The organism is Vreelandella salicampi, from assembly GCF_013415105.1.
In the GTDB taxonomy this organism is placed as follows: domain Bacteria; phylum Pseudomonadota; class Gammaproteobacteria; order Pseudomonadales; family Halomonadaceae; genus Vreelandella; species Vreelandella salicampi.
This window is the reverse complement of record NZ_JACCDF010000002.1, coordinates 40,297-66,612: the sequence shown is the minus strand read 5'-3', so window position 1 is coordinate 66,612 and position 26,316 is coordinate 40,297. Positions and strand designations below refer to the sequence as shown.

Sequence of the window (26,316 nt, the reverse complement as noted above, 5' to 3'; positions counted from 1 at the left end):
CATGAGTCACAAGGCGACCCATCCACCCGATACTCCGCTTTATCCGATCCGGGAAGTTTCCCGCTTAACGGGTGTGAACTCGGTGACTCTGCGCGCGTGGGAGCGGCGCTACGGTCTCATTCGCCCCCAACGCACGCCAAAAGGGCATCGCCTTTACGCGCAGGACGATATCACTCGGGTGGAACGTATCCTCCAGTGGCTAAACCGTGGCGTACCGGTCAGCCAAGTCGGCGATCTGCTCGACCAGCCAGAAAAGGTCGAAACCCCGACACCGGCCAGCGGTGACTGGGAGAGCCAGCGCCAGCAGTTGCAGGCCACCATCGAAGCGCTGAACCTGCCCAAGCTTGAATCACTGTATTACCAAAGTCTCTCTATCTACCCGGTTAGCGTGGCGATTAACGAGCTGTGGCAACCGGTGATTCTCAGTTTGGAAGCCCAATGGGCCAACGCACCCGATGCCCTGGTTCGGCGCACCTTAGAAGCATTTTTGCGCAGTCAAATCGGCATCCGCTTGCATTACGCCAACCAGGCCACGCGCGGGCCGCTGATACTACTTAATGTGATGCCCGACGATCCCGGCCCGCTGTGGATTCTCATGGCCGCCCTGATGGCCAGTGAACAGGGTTATCGCGTGCAACTGTTAGACCGCAACCTTCCGCTAGAAGACCTCCCCCAAGCCGTGGCTCGCCTGCACTCGTCGATGGTATTGCTGGCCAGCGGCCAAAAAGAGAGCGATAGCTACATTCGCGAAGCGCTACCCCACGCGGCTAAAACCCTCAACGTGCCACTTGGCGTGTGCGGAGAAGTGGCACGCCTACGTGAGCAAGCGTTCACCGATGATTCGGTCCATGTGCTAGGCGATGACCTGCCGCAAGCGATCTCGCGCTTGCGTCCGCTGCTGCGCGAGTCGGGCGTGCTATAGCACTGCATCTCGCGGCGCTATCTCGCGTTAATGGAGGCAATATGGCACGGCAGCTGGTTTGGTTTCGCAGCGATTTACGTATTCACGATAACAGCGCACTTGCGGCAGCAGCGGCGAAAGGGCCCGTGGTTGCAGTGTTTTTGCGCAGTATCAAACAGTGGCAAGCCCACGACCACGGCGCCAATAAACTCGATTTTTACGCCCGTGGCGTTAGCGCGCTAAAAGAGGCCCTGGAAGGGCTGAACATTCCCCTTTTGCACCGCGACATCGGCACCTTCGACAACGCGCCTCAAGCGCTTTTAGAGATCGCCCGCGAGCAAGGTATCTCAGCCCTGCACGTTAATTACGAGTACCCGCTCGACGAGCAACGCCGCGACCAAGCCGTCTTTGACGCCTTTCATCAAGCCGATATTGCCGCCAACGGCTACCACGACGCCGTCGCCTTTGCCCCAGGCACGCTACTCACCGGCAAAGGCGACTATTACGGGGTGTTTACCCCGTTCGCGAAAGCCTGGCATAAAAACGTGCAACCCGAGCAGCTCACCCTGCGCGATACGCCTTCACCGCAATCGCCGCTCAATATCGACAGCGACCCGCTACCGGCACTTCCCGAGCTTGACGACACCCCCGTCGATGGCCGCCAGTGGCCAGCGGGTGAAAACGCCGCCGCGGATCATCTGGAGCGGTTTTTACGCTTTCGCGGTCGCTACTATAGTGATCAGCGCAACTTTCCTGCCGTGCGCGGCACCAGCGGGCTTTCGCCCTATCTGGCGCTAGGGATGATCTCTTACCGCCAGTGCCTACAGGCGGTGATGAGCGAAAACGGCGGCCACTTAGCCGACGGCGATGCGGGCTTAATCACTTGGGTGAATGAGCTGATCTGGCGCGAATTCTACCAGCACGTGGCTGTGGGCTTTCCCAAGGTGTGCCGTCACCAGCCGTTTCAGGATCATACCCGGGCACTCGCCTGGCGCGATGACGACGAAAGCTTTCACGCCTGGTGCGAAGGGCGCACTGGCTACCCATTGGTGGATGCCGCCATGCGCCAGCTGGTAACCACCGGCTGGATGCACAACCGCCTGCGCATGGTGACCGCGATGTTTTTGAGTAAACACTTACTCATCGACTGGCGCCGGGGCGAGGCGTTTTTTATGCGCCACCTCATCGACGGCGAATTCTGCGCCAACAACGGCGGCTGGCAATGGGCCGCCTCCACCGGCACCGATGCCGCGCCCTACTTTCGTATTTTTAACCCCACAACCCAGTCCACCCGCTTCGACCCGGCGGGCGACTTTATTGCCCACTGGCTGCCCGAGCTCGCCGAGCTTCCGGCAAAAGCACGCCATGCGCCACCGCGCGACCTGCTCACTCAGCTCGACTACCCCGCCCCGATTGTCGAGCACAAAGCCGCACGCCAACGCGCGCTGGAGGCGTTCAAGGCGCTGAAGTAGGCCGTTCGCCCTGAGCCTGCCGACACTAGGAAATCCATATGCCTCACGAAACAGCGTTAGAGACCTTCTGTGCTTTTTTTAATAAACTAGACAACACCTGTACAGAAAAGCTATACGAGGTATATACTGACGATGTCGTTTTTAGCGATCCGTTGCACCGCATCGAAGGGCGTGCTGCGTTGGAGGATTACTTTACGGCGATGTACGAAAACGTCACCGAGTGTCGTTTCAGCTATCACCAGAAAGTATGCCAAGGCGATACCGCCTTTGTGACGTGGACCATGCACTTTGCGCACCCGTCACTGGCAAGCGGCAAGGTCATCGTGGTAGCGGGGTGCTCGCACCTGACCTTCGCTGATGACGGGCGCGTCGCGCACCACCGGGATTATTTTGATGCGGGCGCCATGCTGTACGAGCACGTCCCCGTTTTAGGCCGCTTGGTCCGTCTGCTTAAACGGCGAGTCAATTAACGGCAAGACGTCAGTTAACGGAGTGTCACATGAGTCGATGGCAAACGCCGCAACGCATTTGGTTGACCGGCGCCACCTCCGGGATCGGCGAAGCGGTAGCAAAAAAACTGCTCGATGAAGGCCACCAAGTGGTGTTAAGCGCCCGCAGCGCCGACAAACTCGACGCGCTGTGCGCGAACCACACCAACGCCATTGCGCTGCCGCTGGATATCAGCGACCGCAACGCCGTACTTGCCGCTGGCGAAACGATCCGCGAGCGGCTCGGCGCGTTGGATTTGGTGCTGCTCAACGCGGGCACCTGCGAGTACGTGGACATGCCTGATTTCGACATGGCGCTGATCGAGCGAGTCCTCACACCCAACCTGTACGGGACGCTTTACGGGGTGGAAGCCGCCCTGCCGCTGCTGCGCGCCGCGCGTAAAGAAGGCCGCCCGGCACGCCTTGCCGCCACGTCTAGTGCCTCCGCCTATCTGCCCTTGCCCCGCGCCGAAGCTTACGGCGCCTCCAAAGCGGCGGTGAGCTACTTTTTGCAATCGCTGCGCCTTGATCTGCATCAAGAAGGAATCGGCGTCAGCCTCATTCACCCCGGGTTTGTGAAAACACCGCTTACCGAGCGTAACGACTTCCCCATGCCGATGCGCGTAAGCGTTGACCACGCCGCAGAGGCCATCCTTAACGGACTGGCCAAAGGCAGGCTGGATATTCACTTCCCGCGCCGTTTCACGTACCTGGTCAAGCTGCTCGGCATTCTGCCGCCGGGGCTGCGACACGCCATTGGCCTGCGCATGGCCCGCTCGCAAGGAGAGCATGCATGATCCAGCCTGCTCCGCTTCACGCTTCGCAGCGCATCGCCGTCGTCGGCAGCGGCATAAGCGGCATGGCCGCTGCTTGGTATCTCTCAGCGCAGCACGAAGTGACACTTTTTGAATCCGCCGAGCGCTTGGGCGGCCACACCGCGACCATCGATGTGGCGGTGGGCGGCGAGCCGTATGCCATCGATACCGGTTTTATCGTCTTTAACGACTGGACCTACCCGCACTTTCAGCGCCTGCTAGAAACCCTGGGCGTGGCCGTGCAGCCCACCGAAATGAGCTTCTCGGTGCACGAAACCGAGGTCGATTTCGAATACAACGGCCACACACTAGGTTCACTGTTCGCCCAGCGGCGCAACCTGCTGCGCCCGGCGTTCTACCGGCTGCTTGGCGATATAATGCGCTTTAACCGCGAGGCGACCCGAGACCTCGACAGCGAACACCTACACGCCGATATGACGCTCGGTGAGTACCTGGACCGCAATAGCTATAGCGACGCGTTTCAGCGCCGTTACTTACTGCCCATGGGCGCGGCGATTTGGTCGGCCAGCATCATTGATCTGCGCGCTTTTCCGCTGACCTTCTTCGTGCGTTTTTTCCGCAACCATGGGCTGTTGAGCGTTAGCGACCGCCCACAGTGGTACACCTTGGTTGGCGGCTCTCGGGCCTATATCCCCGCGCTCACCGCGCCATACGCCTCGCGTATTCGGTTGAACACACCGGTCAGCGCCATCCAGCGCGATAGCGCCGGGGTCACGCTGACTACCCCATCAGGCGAAGAACGCTTTGATCAGGTGGTGCTGGCCTGCCATAGCGACCAGGCGCTTTCGATGCTAAGCGATGCCTCGCCCGCCGAGCGCGATATCCTCGGGGCCATGCCGTATCAAGACAACGACGTCGTGCTGCACACCGATACGCGCCTGCTGCCACGGCGTCGGCGCGCTTGGGCCAGCTGGAACTACCGCCTCGATCAGCGCGACGCGCAAGCGCGCGTTTCGGTCACCTACGACATGAACATTCTGCAGCGCCTAGAGGCCGACACCACGTTCTGTGTGACCTTAAACGACAGCGAGAGCATAGACCCCGCCAAGGTGCTTGGGCGTTTCACCTACGCTCACCCGCAGTTCACCCTTGGGGGCTACGCCGCGCAGCAGCGCCACGGCGAAATTTCCGGCGCGCCCGCCACTTTTGGCCGCACCCACTTCTGCGGCGCTTACTGGCGTAACGGTTTTCACGAAGACGGCGTTTGGAGCGCGCTGCGCGTCGCCCGCGCTTTAGGCTGCGACGAAGCCGCCCCGCCGCTAAACGGCCCCACCGCTCTACCCGCGCATGAACTCGTGCCCCACGCAGGCGTGGGAGATGGACTCGGATGAGCATTACAACAGAGGCGGTTAGCTCGCGTATTTATCGTGGCACACTGCGCCACCGTCGTTTTACGCCGCGCCATCATGCCTTTAGTTACCAAATATGGATGGCATGGCTGGACCTTGACGAGCTGCCCGCGCTATTTGACGGCGTGCCCGGTTTTAGCGCCCGCCGTACGGCATTAGCGCGCTTTCGCCGTGAAGACTACCTCGGCCCGACGGATATCCCGCTGAAAGACGCCGTGCGCGCCGAGCTCACCCGCCAGCTAGGCAGCGCCCCTGACGGGCGGATTTTTATCCTCACCCAGCTGAGGACTCTCGGCGTCGTTTTTAATCCCATTACGCTTTACTACGTTTACGACTGCGATGACCGGCTCGCCGCCGTATTGGGAGAAGTCACCAACATGCCGTGGCGCGAGCGTACCGCCTACGCCTGCACGGTCGACCCCAAACGCCATAGCCACGCGGCGATATTTGCCAAGCGCATGCACGTCTCGCCGTTTAACCCCATGGACATGACCTACCGCTGGCGCTTCAACACCCCGGGCGAGCAGCTGCTCGTGCACATGGAGAATTGGCACAACGACCCGGCTCCCGATACACCGCCGCGCCAGTTTGACGCCACGCTGACGCTCACCGCCGCGCCAGCCACACGCGGCGTGCTGCTGCGCACGCTGGCACGCCAACCGTGGCTCAGCCTGAAAACACTGGCAGGTATTCACTTCCAAGCGCTCAAGCTGTGGCTCAAGCGCGTCCCTCTCTACGACCATTCTCAACGCAAGGAGATACCATAATGACAACCCTGCGTACATCCCGCTCGTCGACGGCATCCGCCACGGCCTCTTCGCTGGCAAAAAAAGGCACGGCTGCACCGGCAGCGAGCCCATCCGCCGCGCAAACGGATCGCGTGACGCGCTGGTTAAAGCCGCGCTTGCTCAAGCAGCTCGACACCTTTCAGGGTGGTTACATCACCTTGATTGAAGGCACGAAACGCCACCACCTCGGCCGGGGAGGGCCGCTTCAAGCAACGGTCGTCATTCGCCACCCGCGTGCCTGGAAGCGCCTGGCCTTCGGTGGAACCATAGGGGCGGCGGAATCGTACATGGAACACGATTGGGACGCTGACAACCTTGTCGCGCTGGTGCGCCTTTTTGCCGCTAATCTAGAGCAGGTCAACGGTAAGCTGGAAACCGGCAGCGCGCGCTTTACCCGCTGGCTGCTCAATACCGCCTACCGATTTCAACGTAATAGCGTCGAAGGCTCTAAGCGTAATATCGCCGCCCATTACGATATCGGCAACGACCTATTCTCGACGTTTCTGGATCGTGAACACTGGATGTACTCCAGTGCCGTTTTCCCTTACCCGGATGCGAGCCTAGAAGAGGCCTCCACCTATAAGCTCGACCTGATGCTGGAGAAGCTCGACGTTCGCCCCGAGCACCAGTTGTTGGAGATCGGTACCGGCTGGGGCGGGCTTGCCCTGCATGCAGCCAAAACCCGTGGCTGCCACGTCACCACCACCACGATCTCGGAAGAGCAATACGCCCATACGGCGGCGCGCATCAAAACGGAAGGGTTAGAACATAAAATCACCCTGCTCAAACAGGATTACCGCGAACTCACCGGCACCTACGACCGCGTGATCTCGGTGGAGATGATCGAAGCCGTGGGGCATCAGTACTTAGATACCTACCTAGCCAAAATCGACAGCCTGCTCGCCGAGGATGGCCAAGCCATGCTGCAGGCCATCACCATTCGTGACCAACGCTTTGAAGCGGCAAAACGCGAGATGGATTTCATCAAGCGCTATATTTTTCCCGGCGGCTTTCTGCCCTCGCACCACGCCATGCTTAAAAGCGTGACGCGCAAAACGTCGCTCAATATGGTGGCACTCGATGAGATTGGCCAGCACTACGCGCGCACCCTGCGCGAATGGCGCCACCGCTTTGAAGCCAGCCTGGAAGCCGTCCACGCAATGGGCTACGACGAACGTTTTGTGCGCATGTGGCGCTATTATCTGTGTTATTGCGAAGGCGGTTTTTTGGAGCGCTCAATTGGTACCTGCCACTTATTGCTGGCGAAACCCCAAGCCAAGCCAGCACCGCTCACCGGCGCGCTGTAATGGCGAGCCCTGCTTCATCGTGGCACGCGCTGCTCGCCAACATCTTGCGCTTTCAAGCGGGCTGGTTCTTGTGTGTGCTAGGCGGCTCTTGGCTAGCCCTTGCTGGCGGCAGCGCGCTGATTGCTTGGCACTTGCGCACGATGGCGGTGCCGGGGGAGTGGCGTTTGCTATTGGGTTTTGCGCTACTCGGGCTTCTGCTCGACGGCGTTTTAAGCCTGCTCGGCGGGTTTGATTTCAGCGGTCATATCCGGTTATTTGGCGTGATGCCGCTGTGGTTATGGATGCTGTGGCCGCTATTCGCCACGTTGGTTCTGCATTCGCTGAGATGGCTATGGCGCTACCCATTGCTGGCATTCTTGGGTGGCGCGACAAGCGGCCCGCTGTCTTATTACGGCGGCGCGATGCTCGCCGATGTGACGCTCGCGCCCTGGCTGTTGCCCACGCAAGCAGTTATTTGGGGCATCATGTGCGCGGCGATAGCGCGCGGTTTCCCACGCTTAGTTGCCAAACCGTAAACGCTTAAGCTTAAGAGGTTGACTGGGCGGCCAGCGAAGCCTCAGCGCGCCCTGGCGAATCGCGCAGCCATTGCGCCTCCAGCTCCGGTACCAGCAGGGGGCGAGCAAAATAGAACCCCTGCACGATACCGCAGCCTGCATCGACCAGAAACTGGCACTGTTCCTTGGTCTCAACACCCTCGGCGACCACATCCAACCCCATGCCTTCCGCCATCGCGAGCACGGCTTTGACAATCGCCGAGTCGGCTTGGCTTTCGGGTAGCTCGCGGATGAAAGCGCGATCCAGCTTCACCTTATCCACCGGCAGGCGCTTGAGGTATCCCAACGAGGAATAGCCGGTGCCAAAATCGTCGATCGCAATCGGAAAGCCTTGATCGGACAGCGCTTTCAGCCTTGGGCCCATATCGCCAGCGCGCTCATCTAATAGCACCGATTCGGTGAGCTCCAACCCGATTTGCGCTGGGCGCAAGCGGTAGCGCTTTAAACAACCGGCGAGCTGGCTTTCCAAGTCCCCTTGGAACAGTTGTAACGCAGAAATATTGATCCACACCGTGGTATTCGGCATTCCGCTATTTTGCCAGTGCGCCTGCTGCGCGCAGGCTTTCTCGATTACCCAGGTGCCGAGCTCCGCCATCAGGCCGTGGCGCTCCGCGAGGGGGATAAAATCACCGGGGGAAATCATGCCATCGCGCGGGTGGCGCCAACGCAACAGCGCCTCCATCCCGGCGAGTTCGCCTGAACTGGGGTTGTGCTGCGTCTGGTAGTGCAGCTCCAGTTGATCTCCCGAGACCAATGCCGCGCGCAGATCACTGACCAGCGCCAACTGCGGGTTATCCTGCTTATCCAGCGCCGGGCGAAAGCGCAGGCTATGGTTACGCCCCAAGCGTTTGGCGCTATAAAGCGCTGACTCTAAGCGCTGGAACAGCACGCCGGAATCGCGTCCATCTTCCGGGGCGCGGCAACTACCCACGGTAATCCCCAACCGTAGCGACTGTTCATTGATTTCAAACGGGTTGCACATGTGCTCGCGAAGCTCTGCCACCCACTTATCGTGATCATCAAAGGTGGTGGTGCGGATGACCAAAAACTCATCGCCGCCGAGGCGCCCTACCACGCCGCCCGCCGCGTAACCTGCCAAGCGCTGAGCGAAACGCGCCAGCAAGCGGTCCCCTTGTTCAACGCCTAACCCGTCGTTGACGGTTTTTAAACCGTCGATATCGATCAGGGCCAAATCCAGGCTCTCACCGGCGCGCAGATGGCGCAGGCGCGAAGCCATTAAATCGTGCAGACGGCGGCGGTTGGGCAATCCGGTCAGCGGGTCTTCATAGCCGATACGACGTAAATCCTGCTCGCGGGCTTTTTGCGCTGAAATGTCAGTAAAGAGGCTGATAAAATGCGTGATCTCGCCGCGCTTATCGGTCACCGCACGCACCTTCAGCCACTCGGGGTATTCGTCGCCGTGCTTGCGCCGGTTCCACATTTCCCCTTCCCAGCGGCCGGTGCTTTTCAATGTGCTCCAAAAGCTTTGGTAAAACGCTTTATCGTGGCGTGGCGCGGCTAAGGTTTCGAGCTTTCGCCCAACTATTTCTGGGCTCTCGAAGCCGGTAATTTCGGTAAACGCCGGGTTTACCGCCATCACACGATTCTCCGCATCGCTGACCACCACAGCATCGCCGGTGAGGCTAATCACATCTTGCGACAGCCGCATGTATACGCGCTGCTGGCGCACTAGGCGCCACGCATCCCATATACCCAACACGACAAATACTGTCGCAACCAAGCGTAAAAGCGCATCGGGAATCCACACACAAGCGGGCAGCGCCACTAGTGCCACCCATACTAGTGGGCGATTATTAAGAGAAACAGTTGGCCACATGAACGTACGTGATTCCTAAAATTAATGACTTGCCCGCATTAACGACTTAACCGTATCAGTAACCTGGACGCAGCAGAGGCGAGGTAGTATTAGCATTAATAGTGCGTTTATTGTGCGTAAACAGTCAATTCGTCGTGATACTTATCGTTACCTAAGTCATGTTATCGGCGTATAGACGCAAAACTATAGCGAGGCAAATCGCCGCAAAAAAAACGCAATAAATACTAAAATACCATTACACAAACGGCTAACTTCCTAAAAAAAGACACGATCATACCACTATGAACTGATTTCGTTCGTTTTTATTCCGTATTGCACTGCAGTATGGCTTGCTAAAATAGTGCCGCTTTTTCACCCTCCCCTTGACGCTTGACTGAAAGGAAAAACGTCGCCATGACTAAGTTGTATGCGCTATCAAGCCAGCCGCGATCTCTTCGCCGCTGGCTTTTTTTGTTGGCTTCACTGCTGTTCTTTTTTAGCCCCAGCGCTTTCGCCGTTACTGGTGAACTCGATCTCACCAGTAGCGGTGTGGGCTTTTTTGCCGTTGCGATCTTCGTTTTGGCCTACATGCTGGTCATGGCCGAAGAAAAGATCCACATGCGCAAATCGAAACCCGTACTGGTGGCCGCCGGTATCATTTGGGGGCTGATCGGCTGGGTGTACGTCCAAAACGGCATGTCGGCGGATTCCGAACATGCGTTTCGCATCACGCTTTTGGAATTCACCGAGCTGATGCTGTTCCTGCTGGTCGCCATGACGTACATCAACGCCATGGACGAGCGCAAAGTCTTTGATGCGCTTCGCTCGTGGATGCTGCGTAAGGGCTTCAGCTACCGCCAGTTGTTTTGGCTCACCGGGGGCCTGGCGTTTATCCTCTCGCCGATCGCCGACAACCTGACAACTGCGCTGTTGATGTGCGCCGTGGTCACCAAAGTGGCCGAAGGCGATAAGCGCTTCATCAACATGGCGTGTATCAATATCGTCGTGGCCGCCAACGCCGGCGGCGCCTTTAGCCCCTTCGGCGATATCACCACGCTGATGGTATGGCAGGCAGGCATGGTGGAATTCCAGGAGTTCTTCATCCTGTTCTTCCCGTCGCTGGTGAACTTCCTGATACCGGCGTTGATCATGAACTTCTTCATTAAGAGCGCCAAGCCCGAAAGCGTCTACGAAGATGTCTGGCTCAAGCGCGGTGCCCGTCGCATTATCGCGCTGTTTCTGCTCACGATTGTCACTGCGGTGTTGTGCCATACGCTGCTGCATCTACCACCGGTACTGGGCATGATGACCGGTCTTGGTTATCTGCAGTTTTTCGGCTATTACCTGCGCCGCAGCTTGCCGCGCTCGTTGGAGCGCAAGCGCGAGCGCTACAGCCGCCGTGGCGATAACAAGAAACTCGAGCAGCTGGGTAGTGTCGTGCCGTTTGATGTCTTCAACCGTGTTGCCCGCGCCGAGTGGGATACATTGCTGTTCTTCTACGGGGTTGTGATGTGCGTGGGTGGCCTAGGCTTTATGGGCTATCTCGCCTTGCTCTCCGAGACGCTTTACATCGGCTGGAATGCCACTGCGGCCAACATTACCCTCGGGATTGTTTCTGCCCTGGTGGATAACATCCCGGTGATGTTCGCAGTGTTAACCATGGCCCCCGATATGTCGCATGGCCAATGGTTATTGATTACCCTCACGGCAGGCGTGGGCGGTAGCCTTCTTTCCATTGGCTCCGCCGCAGGTGTCGCGGTGATGGGGCAGGCACGTGGGGCTTATACCTTTATGGGCCACCTGCGCTGGACCCCGGCGATCTTACTCGGTTACGTGATGAGTATTATTGTCCACATGATGCTGAATGCGGAAAGCTTCGCCCTATTTGGGTAGCGTGTTACCTAGGCACTTTAAAAAGCCCCAGCACGACGATGTCGGCTGGGGCTTATGCGCTGATACCCCGCTCTTGCCGCTGGCGGCAATCACCACCGCCGGATAGACGTCAATAAAGCACGCCGCCAGCGCCACCACCATGGTGGATGACATCAAGCATGGGAAGTCCTTTTCCGAGGCTCGCCGTCTATCTACCTTACGCTGCGATTACTTTTTACGGCCCAGCGCCATATCCAGCGCATCAAATTGCTGTGTCAGATAGGAGCTGGTTTGGTTCATTTGCGCAATCATCGAATCGAGCTGGCCGAACTGCACCCGATAGCGCGAAATCGTGCGGCCAATGCCTTGCTCCATCCGCTCATAGCGCGCGTTGAGGCTCTCGATACGGTTTTCCGCGCCGCTAATCGCAATGCTAAGCGTGCCATTGTTCCCGGTCAGCTGAGCCGTGGTGGTGCTCAGGCTATCGGCCAAGCCATTTTCGCCCTCTGCGCCGACGAAAAAGTCGCTCAACGCATCGGGGTTGTTTTTGGCGAGATCGCTAATCGTATCGTCGTCGATTTCAAGCGTGCCGTCGCGCTGCAACGTGATACCCAGCTGGTTGAGCGTTGAAAACTCCCCACCTGCCACCCCGTTTGTTAGCGCACTACGCAAACGGCCTTCGATGGTGCGCACCGTGCTATCGCCCAACAACTCACCGGCGTTTTCACGCTCGTCCGAGTATTTTGTCAGCGTGCCGATAGTCTCCTTCATATCGTTAAAGGCTTTAACAAAATCGCCTACGGCCTCACGGATTTTAAGCGTGTCGCGCTCTATTGTGACCGTGCTGCTGGCGGTTTCCTCCACACCGATATTAAGCTCGCTCAAATTAAGCGTAACGCCCTGAATCGCACCCTCCACCTGATTGGTGTCGCTGGTGATAGGGATGCCGTTAACCGTCAGCTTCGCATCTTGCCCGCTCATAGCTGTACCGCTTGTCAGCGCGCCCTCCGGTGAATCATTGACGGTAATTTCTGTCGAGCGGTCATCCCCAGCGTAGAACTTAAAGCTCTGGATAGATGCATTATCGCCAGTCTCGCTAGAGCTCAGCGCTAGCCGGTGCCCCGTACCATCAAAAATTACGCTGGCACTGACTCCAGCGTCTTTTTTGGCATTAATGGCATCGCGAATCTCTTCTAGGCTGCTATCAGCGGCGATCTCAATGGCGACGCTATCTTTACCATTAAACGTGAGCTCTATCTGCGTTGCGCCATTAAGCGTTAGCGGTGCGCTGGCATCTGTCACCTGGCTAGAAGCCAGAGTGCCGCTGGTGGCAAGCTGACTCACTTCCACGCGGTAGCTGCCCGGCAGCGCCTCGGCGTCGGTGGTGGCGGAAATCTCATCGCCGCGCACGTTGGCGGAAAGGCTCTGGTAGAGCTTGGGGTCATTAAGCGCATCAACGGCATCTTTAAACCCATCCAGGGAGGTCTGGATTTTGCCGTAAGCGGAAATTTTGGCGTTTTGCTGCTCTTGCTGACGCGTAATCGGCACGAGCTTGCCGCGCTCGGCGTCTTCTAGCTGATCGAGCAAGCCGTTAAGGTTTAGGCCGGAGCCAATACCAAGAGAGGTTATTGTCGCCATACTGGGAATCCTCAGTGTTTAAGGCTAAACCAAACACGTGTTGCGCGGCGCCAGCATGAAAGCGGACAGTGCGCCCTGTCGGTCCAAGGTTTTCGTTATTTTATTATCGACTGAAAAAGCGCATTCTTTAGCGCCTTTTTGTTCTTTAAGTGTATCAGCTGGTAGCGCCACTGCGATATCACTCAAGCGGTGCGGCCAACAGCCCAACCGCAAAAAGCCCGCATTAGCGGGCTTTTTGTCATAACATCAAGCGGTTGAACATCTGCGCGTTAGTTACCGGCGTTTAGTTGCGATTGCATTGAGGAAAACTGCTGCGTCAGATAGTTACTCGTCTGATTCATCTCGGCAATCATGCCGTCGAGCTGGCCGAACTGCTGGCGGTAGCGCCCAATGGTCTGCTCAATCGACTGCTCCATGCGCGTATAGCGATCACCAAGCGTCTCCTTGCGGTTCTCGGCACCGTTAATCGCGCCCTGAACGGTACCGTTGCCGCTCAACATCTGGTCGACGGAATTATCTATCTGCGCCGCCAAGCCAGTGGTGTTCTCCCCACCAGCAAAGAAATCCGATAGCGCTTGCTGGTCGTTGGCAATCACGTCGTCCAAGCGTTCTTCATCCATGGAGAGCGAGCCGTCTACCTCAAGCGAAATGCCAATATCGCTAAGCATCGAAAAGCCATCGCTACCCGAGCCCATGCCGCCACCCAGCGCGCCACGCAGGCGCGATTCCACCATGCGCACTGCGCTATCGCCGTTCAGCTCACCAGCCTGCCCGGTTTCTTCGTCAAAAGCGGTTAGCTCGCCGATGGTAGTTTTCAGCGAATTGTAGGAATCGACAAACCCCGTCACGGCTTCGCGCACCGCGAGGGTATCTTTCTCAACGGCTACCGTACTCGCACCTTCGCTTTGCAGGTTCAAGGTGACACCTTGAATCGCGCCCTCTACCTGGTTGTTAGCGCTGTTGATGGTGATGCCATTAACGTCCAACTCCGCATCGGTACCCGTTTGCTCGGTATCTGCATCCGCTGTTAATGCGCTGAAAGTGAAGCCGTCAATAGATGCATCAGCGCCGGTTTCGCGCGAACTTAACGCCAGACGAAATTCTTTGGTGCCGGTACCGTCGTTAATGATCGTCGCGTTGACGCCGGCGTTTTCATCGGCATTGATCGCGTCGCGGATATCTTCAAGCGAGCTATCTGCAGCGATAGTAACCTGTGGCGCCGAGCCATCTCCAAAGTTGAGCGTTAATTTTTGCTCGCTGGTCCCCGAAATCTCAGCTGTGGCATCCGCCACTCCAGTAGAAGCCAGCGTCCCACGCGTGGCAAGCGACGTTACATCAATGTTGTAGCTGCCCGGCATTGCGGTTTCGTCAGCGGCTGCGCTTACCGCCTCGCCACTGGTGCTCGCTGAGAGACTTTCATACAAAGAGCTGTCACCCAGCGCACTGGCGCTACTCTGAAACTCAGAAAGAGCGCTCTCCAGTTGGCCATACGCGGAAATTTTGGTCTGCTCAGACTCAATTTGCTGCTCAATGGGCTCTAGTTTTTCTCGCTCCGCGCTGCGCAGCTGATCCAAAAGGCCGTTAAGGTCCAGCCCAGAACCAATGCCAAGAGATGAAATCGACATACCAAACCATCCTTTTTTTCGCGGTGCGACCTCTTCTTCAAAGCCACTGCTCAACACCAGCGAAGCATAATGCGGTGTATTCGACGCCTTATGCGCCCTGCTGATTTAACTTATACTTTAAACACTCGGCATTGGGATTGCGAACTTGATGCCAAGTGCTACTTTTTAAGTATCAGTATGTAACGAAAGTTAGCAACTATCCGCTTATCGCTCTGTTTGAGTTAACGCCTGCAGGCGCTGATACAGCGATTTAGCGCTTTCAATGGCGGTCGCCTCGTGGGAATCCAAGGCAAGGTAAACGTCGCGGCGCTTATCTTGCGCAACGGCCTCCAGCTCGGTCTCGTAGCGGTTTAACAGATGTTCCAAGTTCAGACGAATCATCATCAGCTCTAGCTCAAACTCCTGTTGCAGCGACTCGTAGCGCGCCTTCTGCTCAGCTGTTTTGCACTTCTCCACCATCACTTTTAGCGTGGTGTTCACTTCTTTCTTCATGGTGTTGAGTTTAGGAATGAGGTCATAAATCACCTCATAAGCAGAAATATTGGTAATAGCTTGGCTCACAACGCCCCCACAAACGGCAAAAAATATCAGCGGCCACGAAAATAGCACACACCGCACGGAATGTACGGGGTGGAGTCGCTCACACCTTCGCGTTGCCGTCGATAACCGCCTGAAGGCCGTTGGCTGTCACCGGTTGTTTTTCCACATCCAACACCTTACCGCCAGCGCGGGCGAGTTCTTTTGACAGGTTCACCAAGCGCACCAACTGCAGCTTATTGGGTGTGGCGGTGCGGCTCTTTTTCAGCATCTTCACGCTGACGCCCTTGATGGGGATTTGACCGTTATCATTAGTAAACGACGGCAGCCGGCCCGGCGGGTACGCATTGGCAATATAAATAGGGTTACGCGGCGAATCACCCGCCACGGTGAAGGATTTGCTGCTGCTTTCATACACCGCCCCAGCGGCGCCAAGCAAAATACCTAAGCGCTCATTTAGCGCAAGGGTAGGGTCATCAAACATCACAAATAGCCCCCAGGCACCAGCATTTTCATCCACCAGCACGGGAGAGTCAGCCACGGGGGCCGAGGTAGGAGGCACGCTGCCTGCTTGCTTACGGGGTGCGCGCTTTTGGAAGCTCAGGGATTCGCCCGTCACCAGCAGATAAATCACTATCAAGCTACAGTTAAGGCTTATCCAACCCGCTAGAATCGCGATTATAAGCGTGAGAGTTGTCGAGTCCATGGCCTTCTCGGTGTTAGGTCAAGCACTATTGTCGCCTGCAAGCCGTTTACCAATATTGAGATGTATCAAACCCAATAGCCTACGCCAGTTAGACCAACTAATGAATTCATACCTTCTAATATAAATAACAAAACGACTCGCCTCAGCCTGTCGAAGCGGCGATAACGCGTTGGTGCTCATCAAGACTCATTGGGATTTCTATGCCCCCACACCACAAAGTGCGGGTTGAGTTTTTCACTCGGCGTGGCGTAGGAAAGCGGCTCGCCTTGCAGCGTTTCCACTCGGCCCCCGGCCTGCTCGACCACCGCTTGCGCCGCCCCGGTGTCCCACAGGCAGGTCGGGGCTAAACGCGGGTAGACATCGGCCTTGCCTTCGGCGATGACGCAGAGCTTCAGCGAACTGCCCATGGGCAGCATGTCGTGCTCGCCGAGTTGTTTAAGCCAATCGTCGAGATCCGGGCTCGGGTGTGAGCGACTACCCAACACCCGCCACGGCGTATTGGCATCTGGCTTTCCAACCACGTGCAGTGTATGGTGCGCGGACTTATCCGCTTCGGTCAGCGGGCTCTTGTCTGCCTTCTTTTCGACACTGAACTCACGCGCGTATACCGCCATGATGGCATCGCCTGCCTCGCGGGCAATGCGCTCAACGGTGCTTAGGTGTTTAGTCTCGGGTCATACCCATCGTACTTCTCGTCTCTATTTCCGGCGCTCGCTAGAGCTTCCTGCTCATTTTGGGCTTCTCATGGCTCAATGCTACATCGTGAGAACGTAGCAAAGCTTGTGGGAACGCAATTTATGGCGCGAAAGTGACCCGGTTCGCCCAATAAATCGAGCTCCTACCGGATCACCAGAGGCATGCTAAACTCCACCTCACCACTTGTCGCAAACCGTACGCCCTTAACGCTGGGAGGCCTGCATGTCATCCGTTGATCGTCAGACACTACCCATTGGCATCCAGTCCTTTGAAAAGCTCCGTAAGGGCCATTATTACTACGTCGATAAAACCCCCTTGATTCACACCATGGCCGAGACAGGCGGTTATTACTTTCTCTCCCGCCCGCGGCGTTTCGGTAAGAGCTTGCTGTTGGATACTCTGCGTTGCCTGTTCGAAGGCCGTGAACCCCTGTTCGAAGGGCTTTATATTCACGACAAGTGGGATTGGCAAACACAGCTTCCCGTGGTGCGCTTAAGCTTTTCCAACGGCGTGGTCAGTAGCCGTCAAGACCTGGATGCCAACATCCGCTACCAACTGCAGCAGCAGCGAGACGCCCTGGGCATTGAAGAACCGCCACCCGACCGAATTGCCGACGATTTTGCCAACCTGATCGAGAACGCTCACCGAGCCTATGGCCAGCGTGTCGTGGTGTTGATTGATGAATACGATAAACCGATTCTGGATAACCTGCTAAACCCGGAACTTGCCCGTGAACTGCGCGAGGGGCTGAAGAACCTTTATAGCGTGCTCAAGGATGCCGACCCGCACCTGCATTTCGTCCTGCTCACTGGCGTCTCCAAATTTAGCAAGGTCAGCCTGTTTTCGGGGCTGAATAACCTCAACGACATTACGCTGGATGCGCCGTTTGCGGCCATTTGTGGCTACACCGACCACGATATCGATACGGTATTTGCGCCAGAGCTTCCTGGCCTTGACCGTGAGGAGATTCGCCGCTGGTATAACGGCTACCGCTGGGGTGGGCAGGAAGTCGAGGCCGTCTACAATCCTTTTGATGTACTGCTGTTGTTACAGAAACGTGAATTCGGCCCTTATTGGTTTGAGAGCGCCACTCCCACCTTTCTTGTCGACCTACTGAAAAAGCGTGGCATCTTTACCCCACAACTGAACACACTTCAGGCCAAAGCGCAGTTGCTGGGTCGCTTCGATGTCGATGACATCACCACCGAAGGGCTGCTGTTTCAGACCGGCTATATCACCATCAAAGACGTACAGGAACCAGTACTCGGCTATCGGCTTTATTCATTGGGGTTCCCCAACCGAGAAGTGGAAAGCAGCCTGAATGAACTCCTGCTCCCGATGTTGGGCATTGGCTACAGTGAAGCACAAACCTATCAGCTCACCCTGTTCAAGGTGCTGCGTGAGCATGACCTGGCCGCCCTAGAAGCGCACTTCAAAGCGCTCTACGCGGGCCTGCCCCACGACTGGTATCGCAACAACCCAATTGCCAGGTACGAAGGCCACTACGCCAGCGTGTTCTACAGTCACTTCGCCGCGCTGGGTGTGAACGTGACAGTGGAAGATGCCAGCCACCGAGGTAAAGTCGATATGAGCGTCGACTTCGGCGGGCATATTTACCTGTTTGAATTCAAAGTGGTCGAGCAATTACCCGAAGGCAAAGCGCTAGAGCAGATCAAAGCCAAAGGCTATGCCGATAAACACCGTGCCAGTGGCAAGCCCATCCATCTAATTGGCGTGGAATTTTCCAGCGTTGAGCGGCAGATCGTGGCGTTTGAGGTGGAAACGCTACCGCCTGCAGCAGGCTACGCTTAAACACCAAAACCGTTCCGTCATTGTGGCATGGCCTAGCAGCTCCCCCCCTTGTGGGAGCGCAATTTATTGCGCGAATAAACCGGTTCGCCCGATAAATCGGGCTCCTACTCGCATGGATGAACCTATTTTTCTCGTTCACGCTGAGCCTGTCGAAGCGTCATCCTCATCCAACATCACCCGCGTATGCTCGCGCTGCTGCTTCACCGCGTCATCCAAAATCGTCAGTAACTTTTCGTAATCCTCCGGCATCTCGTCTTCCATGCCTTTATTCTCAAAGCGCTCGACCGTTTGCTGGGTCTCGTCGATCACGGCTTGCAGCTAGTTGATAACGAGCTCGTGCTCCCCTCACGTCATAAGAGCTCCTAAACAAGCGCCGCTGGCGGGGCGCTCGGTAGTGGCGGTTAGTGGGTATCCAGAACGGCAACACCTTCCCGCTGGGCAATTCATCGCAAAGTGCTTGCGGGTGTTCCAGCTCATGGGCCAGCCACCGGGGACGGCGGTGAATCCTGCAGACGAGCGCCACCGGCGCTATGTAAAGATGGCCCGATAGTAGCAAACAATGACGGGAGACGTGTGGTAATCAATCCCCACAAAATGGTCACCGAGGCAGTACGGATGGCTGCATATCATCGTCGGCCATGAAGGTTACACCTCGTTTGCTCAACGCGGAGGGCTGTAAGGCCACTACCATTATTAATGTCCCTGCCACCCAGCCCCACGCTTACCCTGAACGGCAGCGTGGGGCTGGCTCAGTGGGCATTCTTTTTTACGCAGCGGATAGATAGCGTGAGCGAAAAGCGGTGGAGCATTGGAAAGGATGTGCTGTGGTAAAATAAGAAAAACATTTAGGAGGGCGCATGAGCGAGCTACTCGATCCCACCAACGACTACGTTTTCAAGCGGCTGTTCGCCGAAGCCCCGGATTTGCTGGTGGATCTGATCAACGATCTGCGCCCGGATTTGCCTGATATTGCCTCCGTTGAAATTATCAACCCCAACATTGAGCCGACAGAGCTTACCGGCAAGTACATCATCCTCGATGTGCTGGCCCGCGATGGCAAAGGGAACTGCTATAATATTGAGGTGCAGGTGCGCCGTTACGGGGCTTGGCACAAGCGGGGGTTGTTCTACCTGGCCCGCACCCTGGGAAGCCAACTGAGCGCCGGTGAAGATTACCAAGAGCTGCGCGCTTCGGTGGGCCTGCACTTGCTGGACTTCGACTTGTTTACGGAAACCGCCGCCGAGCGCGAGCAAGCGATCTGGCGGTTCGAGATGCGCGATGAACGCCAGCCCAAGATTTCGCTCGGGAACGTTTTGCAGATGAACCTGATCGAATTGAACAAGGCGGATCGCCTGGGCTTGCCAGAAGGCCCGTTGCGCGCCTGGATCACCTTCTTCAAGCACTGGCAGGAGGAACTCACCATGGCCAATGTTGCCCATGAACCGGTTAAACGTGCGATGAGCCGTATACGCGAACTCAGCGCTGATGAAGAAACTCGCCGTCTGGCGTTTGTGCGTGAACGAGCGTTAAGGGATGAAGTGTCGTTTTTGAATGATGCGAAACGGGAAGGTTTGCAGGAAGGTGAGCAGCTAGGTATTGAAAAAAATAAGCGCGAGACTGCTCACAACCTGCTGAAACTAGGGGTACTCAATGATGAGCAGATTGCCGAAGTCACAGGGTTAGCGGTTGACGAGATTGCCAAGCTTCGCATCGAAGATAAGCACTGACCCCAACTTCCAACAGTGTTGAATTACCTTCTTCAAGCACTGGCAGGAGGTTGACCACCTTCCCCCGGCGCCCCACATCACCCGCGTATGCTCGTGCTGCTGCTTCACCGCGTCATCCAGAATCGTCAGCCGCCTCAAAGAGATCGGGCGTTTCAGCCATAGAAACCCTTGAAAACATAAGCACTTCAGAACGCCGTCGTTGGTGGGGTCGAGTAAGGCTTGTGGGAGCGCAATTTATTGCGCGAATAAACCAGTTCGCCCGATAAATCAGGCTCCCACTCGCATGGATGAACCTATTTTTCCCGTTCACGCTGAGCCTGTCGAAGCGTCATCCTCATCCAACATCACCCTCGTATGCTCGCGCTGTTGCTTTACGGCATCATCCAGAATCGTCAGCAGCTTTTCGTAATCCTCGGGCACTCAGCATCCATGCCCGTTTCTTCAAAGCGCTCGATGGTTTCTTGTGTTTCATCAATCACTTTTTGAAGCTCATTGATGATCTTCTGGCGTTCGTTAGGGAGTTATAAAGGCCTCCAATAACGGTGTCATTCTCTCTGCTTCGGGCGCTAATTAACTGACTCGGAGGAGATACGGTGTGTATGACACCAGCCAACTGCACGGGGGAGGCATACAGTAGCGCATCCAAGCAGGCACTTGTATGATGATGATAACTGATTTATTAAAAAGGAGGATTTTTCCATGGCCATCCAACAGGATGCAGAACAGCGATTTGCAGCAAAAACAATGCGCTACACACGCCGCGCATACCAGGCATCATTAAAAAGCGGTCAAAAAGTCGTTGAAATTGTCGACGGCAATATTGTTGAAACAAGCCCTGATGGTAGCACCCGCATTCTGAAAAAAGCCGCCCCCAAGCACAAGGCACCTGCTGGGATGAAGCTAAAGGTGACCTAATGGATAACACACCCCGCTTACGCATGTTTGCTGGGCCCAATGGTTCAGGAAAAAGCACTATCAAGGATGTAATACCCACGCAACTTAAAGGGGTTTACATAAACCCGGATGACATTGAAATTGATGCCAGGGAGTCAGGCGCCATCCATTTCGATGATTACTCTGTTTATATGCCAAAAGCTGACATTGAGCACTACTTTTACCAATCACCGCTCACAGAAAAAGCTTCATTGGCACCAACACTCGAAACCTTGCATTTCGAAGACAACTGTATCAGGTTTTGTTCAAATTCAGTGCCAGGCTCCTATATTGCCTCAATTGCTGCGTCACTTATTCGAGAGCAGCTTATTGCTTCCAAGGTAAGTTTTACGTTTGAAACCGTTATGTCTTCAGCAGACAAGATTGGAGTACTGAAGAAGGCGCGTGATGCCGGTTTCAAGAATTATCTCTACTATATCGCTACTGATGACCCTGATATCAACATTCAGCGCGTTCAAAACCGCGTAAACGCAGGCGGGCACACGGTGCCAAATGACAAAATTTGCAAACGCTACTACCGTTCACTTGATTTATTAATAGAGGCTATCAAACTTGCTGATCGCGCCTTTATATTCGATAACTCCAGCAACCAAGATATCTGGCTAGCGGAGGTCACTCCATCAGGAGAAATTGAAATAAAGGTTGAGGAGCTTCCCAACTGGTTTCACAAAAATATCTCATGCAAGCTCGACACCTCTACCTAGCAATACTATTCCCGACCTGCCACCACACCGTCATTCCCGAGTGGGCTTATCGGGAATCCAGGTTGAACTTTGTCCGATTATGCCCGAGCGACTTTCCCCCCAACATCACCCGCGTATGCTCGCGCTGCTGCTTCACCGCATCATCCAGAATCGTCAGCAGCTTTTCGTAATCCTCCGGCATCTCGTCTTCCATGCTGGTATTTTCAAAGCGCTTTAGCGTTGCTTGGGTGTCATCGATCACGGCTTGTAGTTCGTCGATGACGTGCTCGTGCTCATCAGGTGTCATGAACGCTCCCATGGCCCCACACCACAAAATGCGGATTGAGTTTCTCGCTTGGTGTGGCGTAGGAAAGCGGCTCACCTTGCAGCGTTTCCACGCGCCCCCCGGCTTGCTCGACCACCGCTTGTGCGGCGCCGGTGTCCCACAGGCAGGTCGGCCCTAAACGCGGGTAGACATCGGCCTTGCCTTCGGCGATCACACAGAGTTTGAGCGAGCTGCCCATGGGCAGCATCTCGTGCTCGCCGAGCTTTTCTAGCCAATCGGCTAGATCGGGGCTGGGGTGCGAGCGGCTGCCCACGACACGCCACGGCGTCTTGGCTTCGGGCCTGCCGGCCACTTGCAGGGTATAGCGCACGCCGTTCTGATCCACCTTTGTCGCGCCAAAGCCTTCTGCAGCGAGATACGCGGTGCCCAGGGCGGGCGCAATCACCACACCGAGTACCGGCCTGCCCTGCTCTATCAGCGCGATATTGACGGTGAACTCGTCATTACGTTTGATGAACTCCTTGGTGCCATCCAGCGGGTCCACCAGCCAGTAACGGTCATCCGCGTCCGGCCCAGCAAAGCCCTGCTCATCTTCTTCAGAGAGCACCGGGATGCCCTGCGGCAGTGCGTTAAGCTCACGCACAATGATCGCGTGTGCGGCTTTATCCGCCTCGGTCAGCGGGGTTTTATCTTCCTTCTCCTCGACGCTGAACTCGCGGGCGTACACCGTCATGATGGCATCGCCCGCCTCGCGTGCAATGCGTTCAACGGTGCTTAATAGGTCGGTCATATCCATCGTATTCTCGTCTCAATTCCCGTTCGCGCCATAAATGGCGCTCCAACAACAACCCACCTACGCCGTAGGAGCCCGATTTATCGGGCGAACCGGGTCAGTGTATCAACCCACGCGCGCGCAGCGCGTCGATCACCGCCTCCGCCACCGGTTCGGAACTGGTGTAAGCGGTTTTGATATTTATCAACGCGCGCATTAGGTCGTTGTACGCGAGCACCATCGCCCGACTAGATAAGATCATGCCGGTAAAGTCACGAAAATCTAGGTTGGGGCAATTGCCCCACTCCACCGCCATCCTTAAAGAAGGTCATCATTGATCTCGACGGTTTCGAGATAGCCCATCAGCTTGTGACCAAGGCATATTGTTGCCATGCGCAATATCGAAGAGTTATACCGCTGGGCGGGCAAAATGAGGTTGCGCTAGGACATTCGCGCATCGACGTAGCATCTACTTTACGCCATACTAGCAGCTATTGTGAGCAGCTTGCCGCTTTGACGATGTCAAAGAGACGAAGTGCCGGAACATGATGAACTTCTCTACTGAAGCCCGGTTATTTATATATTTTTTTTGCAGGGCAAACTATAAATATGAATTCCATAAAGCTAAGCAATGGAAAAGTATTTGAATCATATACCGACAGAACAATTCTTGATTCTGCTCTTCAACATAATATCATTCTTGAGCACAGTTGCCGGACTGGGCGCTGCGGTGTATGCAAGACTAGAATTGTACAAGGTTTAACAAAGCTATTGCAGCCCGAAGATTCTCTCTCGGCAAAAGAAATGGCTGACGGAAACATATTAACTTGTTGCCGTAGCGCTAATAGTGACCTTATATTAGAAGCGGAAGACCTAGGCGCTTTATCCAATCACCCTCCGAAGATTTCACCTTGTCGAATTGATAGTTTAAGACAAGTAGCATCAAATGTTATGGAGGTTATTTTACGCCTTCCTCCCAATCAGCCAATTAACTACCTGCCGGGCCAATACATTGATTTGATTGGAAAAGGGGGTGTTCGGCGCAGCTACTCCATAGCCAATGCCCCTCGTAGTGACGGTCGTATCACGCTCTTCATAAAAAAGGTTAAGAATGGAGAGATGAGTTACTACTGGTTTAACGATGCTAAGGTAAATGATCTACTTCGCTTAGAAGGCCCACTAGGCACATTTATTTTTCGAGAGCCTGCTCCAAGAAATATTGTCATGCTTGCGACAGGAACAGGTATAGCTCCTATCAAGGCATTATTGGAGCAACTGGATTCAGATGCTGATCTCATAAATAATCGCCGCATTTTTTTAATCTGGGGCAACCGCTTCGAAAAAGAATTTTTTTGGAAGCATGAATTCGAAAATTTAGATTTAATTTATATCCCAGTTCTTTCTCAAGCAGATAAACACTGGAAAGGAGATCGTGGATACGTTCAAGAAATTCTTATTGAGAGTGAAATTGATTTAAAAGATGTGGCAGTGTATGCCTGTGGATCTGAAGATATGATCAACTCAGCAAAAGCTGAGCTTGCCCATGCTGGTCTTATTTCACATAATTTTCACGCCGATGCGTTTGTATGTTCTAGCTAAGTGCAAGGTGACCGAGTATGAAAGCTGTAATTCTTGCCGGGGGACTCGGCACGAGACTAAGTGAAGAAACATCGACTCGCCCTAAACCGATGGTGGAGATCGGAGGAAAGCCAATTCTCTGGCATATCATGAAGATGTATTCAACACATGGTATCAACGATTTTGTAATCTGCTGTGGGTACAAAGGTTATGTAATCAAGGAGTATTTTGCCAACTATTTTCTGCACATGTCTGATGTTAGCTTCAACATGCGTGATAACACCATGGAAGTGCATGATAAACGGGCTGAGCCTTGGAATGTCACACTGGTGGATACTGGTGACGACTCCATGACAGGGGGGCGCTTGCTGCGTGTGGCCGATTACGTAAAGAACGAGGAGGCTTTCTGTTTTACTTATGGCGACGGTGTAGGAGATATTAATATCGCCAAGACCATCGATTTCCATTATGCCCATGGCAAAGTGGCTACACTCACATCCACTTATCCGCCGGGGCGTTTCGGGGCACTGGATATTCGCCAACGCCAAGTCATGAACTTCAAGGAAAAACCCAAGGGCGATGGTGCCATGATCAATGGTGGTTTCTTTGTCCTGTCGCCTCGTGCCCTAGATTATCTTGAAGACGATAAGACAGTCTGGGAACAAGCGCCTTTGATGAACCTGGCCGCCGACGGTGAGTTGATGGCATACGAGCACGATGGCTTCTGGCAGCCGATGGATACACTTCGCGATAAAAACCATCTTGAGGCGCTATGGGACAGCGGTAACGCGCCTTGGAAGCAATGGGGTTAAACATGGCAGGCACCGTGACACCGGACTTCTGGCACGGCAAGAAAGTCTTTTTGACTGGCCACACTGGCTTCAAGGGCAGTTGGCTTGCATTGTGGCTCCAGCAGCTGGGGGCCGAGGTGAAGGGCTACGCTCTGGCACCCCCAACCTCACCAGCGCTATTTGAAGAAGCAAGAGTCAGTGATGGAATGAAAACAGAGCTTGCCGACATACGTGATTTGTCGACCTTGACCCACAGCATGGCCACATTTGATCCCGACGTGCTGATCCATATGGCTGCGCAGCCCTTAGTTCGACTTTCATACCATGAACCTGTCGAAACTTATTCCACCAATGTCATGGGTAGTCTGCACGTTCTGGAAGCCGCTCGGCATTGCCCGAATCTGCGCGTCATCGTCAATGTCACCACCGACAAGTGTTACGAAAACCAGGAGTGGGTTTGGGGCTATCGAGAAAATGAGCCAATGGGGGGGCACGACCCTTATAGCAGTAGCAAGGCCTGTGCCGAACTGTTGACAGCAGCATACCGTAATTCGTACTTCCATCTCCCCAACGCGCCCGCCCTCGCTTCCGCACGCGCGGGCAACGTCATCGGCGGTGGAGACTGGGCGAGAGACCGTCTCATCCCTGATATACTATGGGCATTCGAGCAAGGACGAGCGGTAAAAATCCGTAACCCAAATGCCATTCGTCCCTGGCAACATGTACTCGAACCCCTAGGAGGCTATCTGGTATTGGCTGAGAAGCTTTGGGAACAAGGTTCCCACTATGCGCAGGCATGGAACTTCGGCCCCCGAGATGAAGATGCTCGGCCGGTTGCCTGGATCCTCGACCGAATGGCGCAATGCTGGGGACCAGGAGCGAGTTGGGTGAAAGATGACGCCCCCCAACCTCATGAGGCCCACTACCTCAAGCTGGACACTTCAAAAGCACGTGCGGTTCTTGGGTGGTCGCCAACTTGGGCGCTTGAAACCACGCTCAGCCGTATTGTCGAATGGCATCACGGCTGGCGGAAAGGAGACGACGTTCGTCTACGCTGCCTCAACGAGATAGAGGCTTATCAGGACGATATGGCCGATATAGCCGCGCGACTCTAATACCATATTCAAC

Annotated in this window: 27 protein-coding genes; 16 read left to right on the top strand and 11 right to left on the bottom strand. The window is 55.5% G+C overall.

Features of this window, described 5'->3' with window-relative positions; all coding sequences use genetic code 11:
- The first annotated feature begins 1 nt into the window (after window position 1).
- The 8 genes from HZS81_RS03080 to HZS81_RS03045 are packed head-to-tail and all read left to right on the top strand — an operon-like array spanning window position 2 to window position 7,656.
- A complete protein-coding gene (locus HZS81_RS03080) occupies window positions 2-922 on the top strand; it encodes a MerR family transcriptional regulator (protein ID WP_179929101.1) in 921 nt (306 codons plus the stop codon).
- A gap of 41 nt (window positions 923-963) precedes the next feature.
- Complete coding sequence (gene phrB, locus HZS81_RS03075) at window positions 964-2,373, top strand: deoxyribodipyrimidine photo-lyase (protein ID WP_179929100.1); 1,410 nt, start codon at window positions 964-966, stop codon at window positions 2,371-2,373.
- Between the two features lie 38 nt (window positions 2,374-2,411).
- Window positions 2,412-2,843, top strand: coding sequence for a nuclear transport factor 2 family protein (locus tag HZS81_RS03070; RefSeq protein ID WP_179929099.1), 432 nt, complete (start codon window positions 2,412-2,414; stop codon window positions 2,841-2,843).
- Between the two features lie 29 nt (window positions 2,844-2,872).
- Complete coding sequence (locus HZS81_RS03065) at window positions 2,873-3,658, top strand: SDR family NAD(P)-dependent oxidoreductase (protein WP_179929098.1); 786 nt, start codon at window positions 2,873-2,875, stop codon at window positions 3,656-3,658.
- Window positions 3,655-5,028: an NAD(P)/FAD-dependent oxidoreductase gene (locus HZS81_RS03060; protein WP_179929097.1), complete on the top strand. Its 1,374-nt coding sequence runs from the start codon at window positions 3,655-3,657 to the stop codon at window positions 5,026-5,028. The genes HZS81_RS03065 and HZS81_RS03060 overlap by 4 nt, the downstream gene beginning before the upstream one ends.
- Complete coding sequence (locus HZS81_RS03055; protein WP_179929096.1) at window positions 5,025-5,813, top strand: DUF1365 domain-containing protein; 789 nt, start codon at window positions 5,025-5,027, stop codon at window positions 5,811-5,813. The genes HZS81_RS03060 and HZS81_RS03055 overlap by 4 nt, the downstream gene beginning before the upstream one ends.
- Window positions 5,813-7,141 (top strand): SAM-dependent methyltransferase, encoded by a 1,329-nt coding sequence (locus HZS81_RS03050; RefSeq protein ID WP_179929095.1) that lies wholly within the window; start codon window positions 5,813-5,815, stop codon window positions 7,139-7,141. Before HZS81_RS03055 ends, HZS81_RS03050 begins: the two co-directional genes overlap by 1 nt.
- The gene (locus HZS81_RS03045) at window positions 7,141-7,656 is read left to right on the top strand and encodes a DUF2878 domain-containing protein (protein WP_179929094.1); all 516 of its coding nucleotides are present in this window, start codon (window positions 7,141-7,143) and stop codon (window positions 7,654-7,656) included. Before HZS81_RS03050 ends, HZS81_RS03045 begins: the two co-directional genes overlap by 1 nt.
- Window positions 7,657-7,666: 10 nt before the next feature.
- Here the strand turns inward: HZS81_RS03045 and HZS81_RS03040 are convergent, their stop codons facing one another.
- Window positions 7,667-9,532 (bottom strand): putative bifunctional diguanylate cyclase/phosphodiesterase, encoded by a 1,866-nt coding sequence (locus tag HZS81_RS03040; RefSeq protein ID WP_179929093.1) that lies wholly within the window; start codon window positions 9,530-9,532, stop codon window positions 7,667-7,669.
- 393 nt (window positions 9,533-9,925) lie between these two features.
- Between HZS81_RS03040 and nhaD the strand changes: the two genes are divergently transcribed.
- Window positions 9,926-11,404: a sodium:proton antiporter NhaD gene (gene nhaD / locus HZS81_RS03035; protein ID WP_179929092.1), complete on the top strand. Its 1,479-nt coding sequence runs from the start codon at window positions 9,926-9,928 to the stop codon at window positions 11,402-11,404.
- On the opposite strand, the gene HZS81_RS03030 is transcribed toward nhaD, so the two are convergent.
- From HZS81_RS03030 to HZS81_RS03005, 6 genes are all read right to left on the bottom strand, one after another.
- Window positions 11,393-11,557 carry a hypothetical protein gene (locus HZS81_RS03030; protein WP_179929091.1) on the bottom strand — a complete coding sequence of 55 codons (165 nt, stop codon included), beginning with the start codon at window positions 11,555-11,557 and terminating at the stop codon, window positions 11,393-11,395. The two genes, nhaD and HZS81_RS03030, sit on opposite strands and share 12 nt — an antisense overlap.
- Before the next feature lie 54 nt (window positions 11,558-11,611).
- Entirely contained in the window at window positions 11,612-13,021 is a 1,410-nt protein-coding gene (gene fliD / locus HZS81_RS03025) for a flagellar filament capping protein FliD (RefSeq protein ID WP_179929090.1), read from the bottom strand.
- A 269-nt stretch (window positions 13,022-13,290) separates the two neighbouring features.
- Window positions 13,291-14,646 carry a flagellar filament capping protein FliD gene (fliD, locus tag HZS81_RS03020; RefSeq protein ID WP_179929089.1) on the bottom strand — a complete coding sequence of 452 codons (1,356 nt, stop codon included), beginning with the start codon at window positions 14,644-14,646 and terminating at the stop codon, window positions 13,291-13,293.
- Between the two features lie 204 nt (window positions 14,647-14,850).
- Window positions 14,851-15,207: a hypothetical protein gene (locus HZS81_RS03015; protein WP_179929088.1), complete on the bottom strand. Its 357-nt coding sequence runs from the start codon at window positions 15,205-15,207 to the stop codon at window positions 14,851-14,853.
- 79 nt (window positions 15,208-15,286) lie between these two features.
- A complete protein-coding gene (locus HZS81_RS03010; RefSeq protein ID WP_179929087.1) occupies window positions 15,287-15,889 on the bottom strand; it encodes a hypothetical protein in 603 nt (200 codons plus the stop codon).
- 179 nt (window positions 15,890-16,068) lie between these two features.
- Window positions 16,069-16,503, bottom strand: a complete 435-nt coding sequence (locus tag HZS81_RS03005; RefSeq protein ID WP_179929086.1) for a 3'(2'),5'-bisphosphate nucleotidase CysQ family protein — start codon at window positions 16,501-16,503, stop codon at window positions 16,069-16,071.
- 304 nt (window positions 16,504-16,807) lie between these two features.
- On the opposite strand from HZS81_RS03005, the gene HZS81_RS03000 reads away from it, so the two are divergent.
- Window positions 16,808-18,397 carry an ATP-binding protein gene (locus tag HZS81_RS03000; protein ID WP_179929085.1) on the top strand — a complete coding sequence of 530 codons (1,590 nt, stop codon included), beginning with the start codon at window positions 16,808-16,810 and terminating at the stop codon, window positions 18,395-18,397.
- 135 nt (window positions 18,398-18,532) lie between these two features.
- Here HZS81_RS03000 and HZS81_RS02995 read toward each other — a convergent pair whose 3' ends face one another.
- A complete protein-coding gene (locus HZS81_RS02995; protein ID WP_241697352.1) occupies window positions 18,533-18,706 on the bottom strand; it encodes a hypothetical protein in 174 nt (57 codons plus the stop codon).
- 548 nt (window positions 18,707-19,254) lie between these two features.
- Here HZS81_RS02995 and HZS81_RS02990 point away from each other — a divergent pair.
- The 3 genes from HZS81_RS02990 (at window position 19,255) to HZS81_RS02975 (ending at window position 21,782) form a co-directional block, all read left to right on the top strand.
- Entirely contained in the window at window positions 19,255-20,124 is an 870-nt protein-coding gene (locus HZS81_RS02990; RefSeq protein ID WP_179929084.1) for an Rpn family recombination-promoting nuclease/putative transposase, read from the top strand.
- Between the two features lie 699 nt (window positions 20,125-20,823).
- Window positions 20,824-21,039, top strand: a complete 216-nt coding sequence (locus tag HZS81_RS02980) for a hypothetical protein (RefSeq protein ID WP_179929083.1) — start codon at window positions 20,824-20,826, stop codon at window positions 21,037-21,039.
- Window positions 21,039-21,782, top strand: a complete 744-nt coding sequence (locus tag HZS81_RS02975; protein WP_179929082.1) for an ATPase — start codon at window positions 21,039-21,041, stop codon at window positions 21,780-21,782. Before HZS81_RS02980 ends, HZS81_RS02975 begins: the two co-directional genes overlap by 1 nt.
- 46 nt (window positions 21,783-21,828) lie before the next feature.
- Here HZS81_RS02975 and HZS81_RS02970 read toward each other — a convergent pair whose 3' ends face one another.
- The 3 genes from HZS81_RS02970 to HZS81_RS02960 form a co-directional block, all read right to left on the bottom strand.
- The gene (locus HZS81_RS02970; RefSeq protein WP_179929081.1) at window positions 21,829-22,068 is read right to left on the bottom strand and encodes a hypothetical protein; all 240 of its coding nucleotides are present in this window, start codon (window positions 22,066-22,068) and stop codon (window positions 21,829-21,831) included.
- Window positions 22,058-22,843, bottom strand: coding sequence for a 3'(2'),5'-bisphosphate nucleotidase CysQ (gene cysQ / locus HZS81_RS02965; RefSeq protein ID WP_179929080.1), 786 nt, complete (start codon window positions 22,841-22,843; stop codon window positions 22,058-22,060). Before cysQ ends, HZS81_RS02970 begins: the two co-directional genes overlap by 11 nt.
- A 94-nt stretch (window positions 22,844-22,937) precedes the next feature.
- On the bottom strand, window positions 22,938-23,129 hold the full coding sequence (locus tag HZS81_RS02960) for a hypothetical protein (RefSeq protein ID WP_179929079.1): 192 nt from the start codon (window positions 23,127-23,129) through the stop codon (window positions 22,938-22,940).
- A gap of 299 nt (window positions 23,130-23,428) precedes the next feature.
- On the opposite strand from HZS81_RS02960, the gene HZS81_RS02955 reads away from it, so the two are divergent.
- Genes HZS81_RS02955 through rfbG form a run of 3 tightly spaced genes read left to right on the top strand, consistent with a single transcriptional unit; the run spans window position 23,429 to window position 26,303 of the window.
- On the top strand, window positions 23,429-24,418 hold the full coding sequence (locus HZS81_RS02955; protein WP_179929078.1) for an FAD-binding oxidoreductase: 990 nt from the start codon (window positions 23,429-23,431) through the stop codon (window positions 24,416-24,418).
- Window positions 24,419-24,435: 17 nt separating this feature from the next.
- Window positions 24,436-25,209: a glucose-1-phosphate cytidylyltransferase gene (rfbF, locus tag HZS81_RS02950; RefSeq protein WP_179929077.1), complete on the top strand. Its 774-nt coding sequence runs from the start codon at window positions 24,436-24,438 to the stop codon at window positions 25,207-25,209.
- A gap of 2 nt (window positions 25,210-25,211) precedes the next feature.
- Entirely contained in the window at window positions 25,212-26,303 is a 1,092-nt protein-coding gene (rfbG, locus tag HZS81_RS02945; RefSeq protein ID WP_179929076.1) for a CDP-glucose 4,6-dehydratase, read from the top strand.
- Window positions 26,304-26,316 lie beyond the last annotated feature (13 nt).